Raw genomic sequence first — 6,516 nt, 5'->3', positions numbered from 1 at the left:
CCTCCGCTTCGCTCCGGACCACCGACTCCCTCGCGCGTGCTCCTCGCGGCCGCCGAGGGCGGCCGCTCACAGGCACGCGCCACCGCAGATCGACTTATAAAGAGCCGCAGTCACCCGGCCTCGAACCGATCGATGGACAAGACACTTGTCGGATCTCACGGATCACCCGCGTATGCCCTCCCCGTTCGCCGCCCTCTCCGGACTCGTCGGCGGCCTCCTCGATCGCTCGCGCGCCGGCTTCCGCCGGCTCAAGCCGGGCGGTGGGGGCCTCGCGGTCGGCGTCGTCGTTCTCGTCACCCTCGCGACGACCCTCGGGATCGTCGGTCTCGGCGCCGCCTTCGACGCGACGATCGACCGCGAGGTGACGGTCGACAACCCCGATCACCCGCCGGAGTCGACCTGCGAGACGTTCGGCGACGACGAGGACTCGCTCGTCGCCGAGCAGTGCGACCAGCCCGAGCGGATCGACGTGGACGTGGGCGAGGAGCTGCGGAGCGCGTCGGGCGACTACGTCGGCTACGCGCTGATCGGGGTGCCGATCTGGTGGGTGGTCTTCGCGCTCGCGCTCCACGGCGGGGCGCGCGTCGCGGGCGGCGCCGGCTCAGTCGGCGACTCGTTCGCGGTCGCGGCGTGGGCGCTCGCGGCGGAGCTGGTCCGGCTGGCCGTCGGGCTCGCCGCGATCTGGTACGCGCTCGCGACGGCGACGGTCGAGGGGACAACGATCGACGCGATCGCGAACGAGATCGTCGCGGCCATGTCGGCGATGGAGGGGCCGCTGCTGGCCGCCTCGGCGGTCGTGATCGCGGTCCAGTGGGTCGTGGTCGTCGGCGGGCTGGAGGCCTACCACGACCTCGACCGGGGAGTCGCCGGGACCGTCGCGGGGGTCTTCGCGCTGCTCGGACTCCTGATCGCGGCGGTGTGAGGATCGGCGGCGCTCCCCGCTTCGGCGGCGTTCGCGGATTCGAGAGTTTTTAACCCGGTGGGCGACCCTCTCCCGACATGATCCTGTCGGACGCGGACATCCTCGACCGCCTCGCGGAGGGGGACCTGGTGGTCGAGCCCCTCGACGACGTCGACCAGCAGGTCCAGCCCGCGAGCGTCGACCTCCGGCTCGGCGAGCGCTTCCTGGAGTTCCAGCGCACGAACATCCCCTGTATCCACCCGACCGAGGCCGACGAGGTCGGCGACTACGTCACGGAGACGCGCGTCCCGACGGGCGAGGAGTTCATCCTCCACCCGGGCGACTTCGTGCTCGGGACCACGACGGAGCGCGTGGAGATCCCGCCGGACCTGCTCGCGACCGTGCAGGGGCGGTCGTCGCTCGGCCGCCTCGCGATCGTCATCCACGCCACCGCGGGGATCGTCGACCCCGGGTACAAGGGGCAGATCACGCTGGAGCTGTCGAACCTCGGCACCGCGCCCGTCGCGCTCACGCCCGGGATGCGGGTCTCACAGCTCATCTTCACCGAGCTCAAATCGCCCGCCGACCGCCCGTACGGCGTCGAGCGCGGCTCGAAGTACCAGGACCAGGACGGCCCGCAGGCCTCCCGGATCGGCTCCGACCCGGAGTTCCACCGCGACGGGGGCGAGACGGACGGCGACGAAGGCGGCGCGGGCGGCGACGCCGACCCCACGGGGGACGACGCATGAAATTCATCGAGGAGGTCGTCGTCGACGAGTTCCTCCCGACGGTGCGCTCGATGCTGGCCGAGGACCTCCGCGAGCGCGGGTTCACCCAGCGCGAGGTCGCCGACGCGCTCGGCATCTCCCAGTCCGCGGTCTCGAAGTACGCCCACGGCGACGTGGCCCGCCACGACCGGGTGGTCGCCGACGAGCGCGTTCGCGAGCTCGTCGAGCGCGTGGGCGAGGGGCTCGCGGCGGGCGACACGACGCCGGTCGCGGCGCTCGTCGAGATCGAGGTGCTGATCCGGCGGCTCGAGGAGGGCGACCTCCTCGCCGACCTCCACGAGGAGGCGATGCCCGCGCTCGCCGACGCCGACGTGGAGTTCTCGGTGCACGACCCGGACAGCGGGCTCCGCGAGCGCGAGCGCGTGCTCTCCTCGGTCCGGCGCGGGCTCCGGACCCTGACGAACGCCTCCGGCTTCGCGCGGCTCATCCCGAACGTCGGCGCCAACGTCGCCGAGTGCCTCGACGACGCGCGGACGATCGACGACGTGGCGGCCGTGCCGGGTCGCCTCGTCGACGTGAAGGGACAAGCGATGGTCCCCGGCGAGCCCGAGTTCGGCGTGAGCGAGCACGTCGCGACGGTGCTGCTCGCCGCGCGCGAGGCGGGCGCGACCGCTCGCGGCGCGGTGAACGTGCGGTACGCGCCCGAGACCGTCGCGGCGCTCGCGGAGTCGTATCCGACCGTGGAGTTCGACCCCGAGCGCCCGACCCGCGAGGCGGTCGCCGACGCGGTCGGCGGCGCCGACGGTCTGGACGACGCCGACGCCCTCGTCCTCTACCAGACGGGCGCGGTCGGCGTCGAGCCGATCGCCTACGTGCTCGCGCCGACCGCGGCGGACGCGGCGCGGGTCGTCCGCGGGCTGATCTGAGCGCTACTCGGCGACCGCTCGAACGTCGGCGCCCGTCACTTCGAACCGAGCGCCGCCCGTCGGTCCCTCGGTCGCGGCGATCGACCAGCCGTGCGCCTCGACGATGTCCCGGACGATGGCGAGCCCGAGGCCGGTCCCGTCCGAGCGGGTGGTGAACCCCACGTCGAAGACGGCGTCGCGGTCCGCCTCGGGGATGCCCGGTCCGTCGTCCTCGACGTAGAATCCCTCGGGGAGCGGCCCGACGGTCACGGTCACCGGTCCGTCCGCGTGGTCGCGGGCGTTCCGGAACAGGTTGTCGAGGGCCTGTCGGAGCCGTTCGCGGTCCGCGGTCACCGTCACGTCCGCCGCGACGGCGACCTCGGCACCCTCGTCTCCCGCCGCCTCGCGCACCTCGGCGACGAGGGCGGCGAGGGACAGCTCCCGCGGCTCCGTCACCGTGTCGCCCTGCTGGGACAGCCGGAGGAGGTCCTCGAGGAAGTCGTTCATCCGGCCGGCCGTGTCCTGTATCACGTCGAGGTGCGCCGGGTCGCCGGTCTCTCTGGCGAGGTCGGCGTAGCCGTCGATGACGGAGAGCGGGTTCCGGAGGTCGTGTGAGACGACCGACGCGAACGCGTCCAGCCGCTCGTTCCGCCGTTCGAGCTCCCGCCGCTGCGTCTCGAGCTCCGTTACGTCCCGCAGGAGGACGACCCAGCCGTAGCGGGTCCCGCCCCGGTCGATCGGCGACCGGTCGAGCTGGAGGAACGCCTCGCCGTCGTCCGTCGCCACCGTCGTGAGCGGCGACTCGTCGAGAGGGAGCCGGTCGTAGTCGGAGACGTGCGTCGCGAGGTCGGTTCCGACGACGCGGTCGCGCTCGCCGACGAGGGCCTCGGCCGCGGGGTTCACGTCGACGATCGACCCCGCGCGGTCGACGACCACCACCCCGTCCCCGATCTGGGTCAGCACGATCCGCGCCGCGATCGGGGTCAGGTCCAGGAGCCGGTAGCGGAACACCGCCACTCCGAACAGCAGCGTCGAGAGGCCGAGGGACACCGGCGTCAGGTTGACCGCCTGCAGCTCGCCGAGCGGGCCGATCGCGAGGACGTGCGCCACGTTCAACGCGAGCGGGACGACCCCTCCGGCGACCATCAGTCCGGCCTGCTGCCGGACCTCGGGGGCCGAGCGGAGCGACTCGCGGAGGATGATCGCCACGCCGCCGCCGATGATCAGGTACGAGTACGCGAGGTGGAGCTGGTACAGCGGACCGCTCTCGGCGACGAGCAGCGTCACCGACCCCCGCGTGACGAGCGAGGCGTCGGTCAGCGCGAGCGAGTACGGGTTCGTCGGGAGGGCGGCGAGCAGCGCCGCCGGGACCGCGACCATCGCCGCGACGGTCGAGCGGGTGAGGAGGTCGGCGCGGCCGGCATAGCTCAGCGCGAACGCGAGCCACGCCGGCCCCACGAACGCCGCGCCGACGTGTAACAGCTTGTACGCGGCGAGCTTCGACCCGAGCGTCGGCGCCGCCAGTTGGACGGCGTAGCCCCCGGCCCAGATCGAACCGGTGACGCACAGCGCGACGAACGCGAGGACCGTCGGGTTCCGGTCGCCGTCCCTGACGGATCGGACTCCGTATAGCCCCCACGCGAGCGCGGTCAGCGACGTGAGGAACAGCAGGAGCACGTACGGGGTCGTCTGCCAGTCCATTCCTGTTCGACCGAACGGAGGGGAGTTCCGTATTTAAAACGGCCGTCCGAGATCGCAGCGAGTGATAACGGCGCCTCCGACGGCCCCGAACCAGCGGGCTTTAGGCCCGTATCCACGTCAACTCGATACACGCACCACATGAGCCACGACGACTTCCCCACCGACGACCCGGCGGTGGTGACCTGTGGACTGCCGTACGCCAACGGCGACCTCCACATCGGCCACCTGCGCACCTACGTCGGCGGCGACGTGTACCGGCGCGCGCTCGAACGACTCGGGCAGGAGACCGCGTTCGTCTCCGGCTCGGACATGCACGGCACGCCCGTCGCGGTCAACGCCGAGCAGGAGGGGGTCTCCCCCGAGCGGTTCGCGCTCGACTGGCACGAGCGGTACGCCGCGACGTTCCCGAAGTTCAACGTCGAGTTCGACAACTACGGCCACACCCACGACGAGACGAACACGGAAGTGACCCAGCAGCTCGTCCGCGACCTCGACGAGGGCGGCCACCTCTACGAGAAGGAGATCATGGTCGCGTACGACCCCGTCGACGACCAGTTCCTCCCGGACCGGTACGTCGAGGGCACCTGCCCGTACTGCGGCGCACACGCCCGCGGCGACGAGTGCGACGAGGGGTGCCAGCGCCACCTCGAACCCGGCGAGATCGAGGACCCGGTGTCGACGATCACCGGCAACCCCGCCGAGTACCGCGAGCGCACCCACAAGTTCTTCGAGGTCTCCGCGTTCTCGGAGTACCTCTCCGGCTTCCTCGACCGGCTCGAGGGGACCTCGAACGCCCGGAACCAGCCCCGCGAGTGGATCGAGCAGGGGCTCCAGGACTGGTGTATCACCCGCGACATGGACTGGGGGATCGATTATCCCGGCGACGACGGGGACCAGGACCTCGTCTTATACGTCTGGGTCGACGCCCCGATCGAGTACATCTCGTCGACGAAGCAGTACTCCGAGCGCGTCGGCGCGGACGCCTTCGACTGGGAGGCCGCGTGGACGGAGGGCGCGAGCGACGCCCATCCGGAGGGCGGCGAGATCGTTCACGTGATCGGCCGCGACATCATCCAGCACCACACGATCTTCTGGCCGGCGATGCTGGAGGCGACGGACCACGCCGAGCCGCGCGCGGTGATGGCGTCCGGCTTCGTCACCCTCGGCGGGAAGGGTTTTTCGACGAGCCGCGACCGCGCCGTCTGGGCCGACGAGTACTTAGAGGAGGGGTTCCACCCCGATCCGCTGCGCTACTACCTCGCGACCAACGGCGGGTTCCAGCAGGACGTGGACTTCTCCTGGGAGAAGTTCCGCGACCGCGTCAACACCGAGCTGGTGGGGACCGTCGGCAACTTCCTCTACCGCTCCCTGCTGTTCGCCCACCGCAACTACGACGACGCGCCGATCGCGGACGGGACGAGCGACGAGGTCGACGAGCGGATCGAGGCGGCGATCGCCGACTTCGAGGCCGCCGTCAACGACTACTCCGTGCGCGCGGTCGGCGACGCCGTCACCGACCTCGCCCGGTTCGGCAACGAGTACATCCAGCGGAGCGAGCCGTGGAAGCTCGTGGACGACGAGCCCGAGGAGGCCGCGCAGGTCATCCACGACTGCGTCGCGATCGCGAAGGCGATCGCGGTCCTGTTCGAGCCGATCGCCCCCGAGAAGTCGGAGCACCTCTGGGACCAGCTCGGCGAGGACGGCTCGGTCCACGAGGTCACCGTCGAGGCGGCCCGCGAGGGGCCCGCCGGCGACCTCGAGGAGCCGACCGAGCTGTTCGCGCAGATCGAGGACGAGCGCGTCGAGGCGCTGAACGAGAAGCTGGAGGCGCGCGTCGCCGAGGCGGAGGGCGGCGAGAGGGATGACGGCGAGGCGGACGACGAAGAGGGCGGCGACGACACCGACGACACCGACATGACCGACATCGAACCCCTCAGCGACGACCGGATCAGCTTCGACGACTTCCAGGAACTGGACATCCGGATCGGCCGGATCGAAGAGGCGGAGGGCATCGAGGGCGCCGACGACCTCCTGCGGCTCCGCGTCGACCTCGGCGCGGAGACCCGGACGATCGTCGCGGGGCTCAAACAGCTTCACGACGTCGACGACCTGCCCGGCACGAAGGTCGTCGTCCTCGCGAACATGGAGAAGGCGGAGCTGTTCGGCGTCGAGTCGAACGGGATGGTGCTCGCGGCCGGCGAGGAGGCCGACCTCCTCACGACCTACGAGGACGCCGGGCCGGGCACGAAGGTGAAGTGAGGGGAACGTGGAGTGAGACAGC

General features: G+C 71.3%; 5 protein-coding genes. 4 read left to right on the top strand and 1 reads right to left on the bottom strand.

All coding sequences use genetic code 11. The annotated features are described in order from the left end of the window. The first annotated feature begins 172 nt into the window (after positions 1–172). From C469_RS06485 to C469_RS06475, 3 genes are all read left to right on the top strand, one after another. Positions 173–922 carry a YIP1 family protein gene (locus tag C469_RS06485; protein ID WP_008004925.1) on the top strand — a complete coding sequence of 250 codons (750 nt, stop codon included), beginning with the start codon at positions 173–175 and terminating at the stop codon, positions 920–922. A gap of 77 nt (positions 923–999) precedes the next feature. Further along, entirely contained in the window at positions 1,000–1,650 is a 651-nt protein-coding gene (gene dcd / locus C469_RS06480) for a dCTP deaminase (RefSeq protein WP_008004924.1), read from the top strand. Beyond that, complete coding sequence (locus C469_RS06475) at positions 1,647–2,555, top strand: thiamine-phosphate synthase family protein (RefSeq protein ID WP_008004923.1); 909 nt, start codon at positions 1,647–1,649, stop codon at positions 2,553–2,555. Before dcd ends, C469_RS06475 begins: the two co-directional genes overlap by 4 nt. Before the next feature lie 3 nt (positions 2,556–2,558). Here the strand turns inward: C469_RS06475 and C469_RS06470 are convergent, their stop codons facing one another. Further along, positions 2,559–4,235 carry a histidine kinase N-terminal 7TM domain-containing protein gene (locus C469_RS06470; protein WP_008004921.1) on the bottom strand — a complete coding sequence of 559 codons (1,677 nt, stop codon included), beginning with the start codon at positions 4,233–4,235 and terminating at the stop codon, positions 2,559–2,561. A 138-nt stretch (positions 4,236–4,373) separates the two neighbouring features. Between C469_RS06470 and metG the strand changes: the two genes are divergently transcribed. Further along, positions 4,374–6,494 (top strand): methionine--tRNA ligase, encoded by a 2,121-nt coding sequence (metG, locus tag C469_RS06465; protein WP_008004920.1) that lies wholly within the window; start codon positions 4,374–4,376, stop codon positions 6,492–6,494. Positions 6,495–6,516: the final 22 nt, after the last annotated feature.

The organism is Halorubrum lipolyticum DSM 21995 (assembly GCF_000337375.1).
GTDB classification, from domain to species: Archaea; Halobacteriota; Halobacteria; order Halobacteriales; family Haloferacaceae; genus Halorubrum; species Halorubrum lipolyticum.
Note: the sequence above shows the minus strand (reverse complement) of the source record. Positions and strands in the feature narration are given on the sequence as shown.

Bases quoted from the DNA above. Each gene is read 5' to 3' on its own strand.
- C469_RS06470 (WP_008004921.1), bottom strand. From the start codon at position 4,235: ATGGACTGGCAGACGACCCCGTACGTGCTCCTGCTGTTCCTCACGTCG.
- dcd (WP_008004924.1), top strand. From the start codon at position 1,000: ATGATCCTGTCGGACGCGGACATCCTCGACCGCCTCGCGGAGGGGGAC.
- C469_RS06475 (WP_008004923.1), top strand. From the start codon at position 1,647: ATGAAATTCATCGAGGAGGTCGTCGTCGACGAGTTCCTCCCGACGGTG.
- metG (WP_008004920.1), top strand. From the start codon at position 4,374: ATGAGCCACGACGACTTCCCCACCGACGACCCGGCGGTGGTGACCTGT.
- C469_RS06485 (WP_008004925.1), top strand. From the start codon at position 173: ATGCCCTCCCCGTTCGCCGCCCTCTCCGGACTCGTCGGCGGCCTCCTC.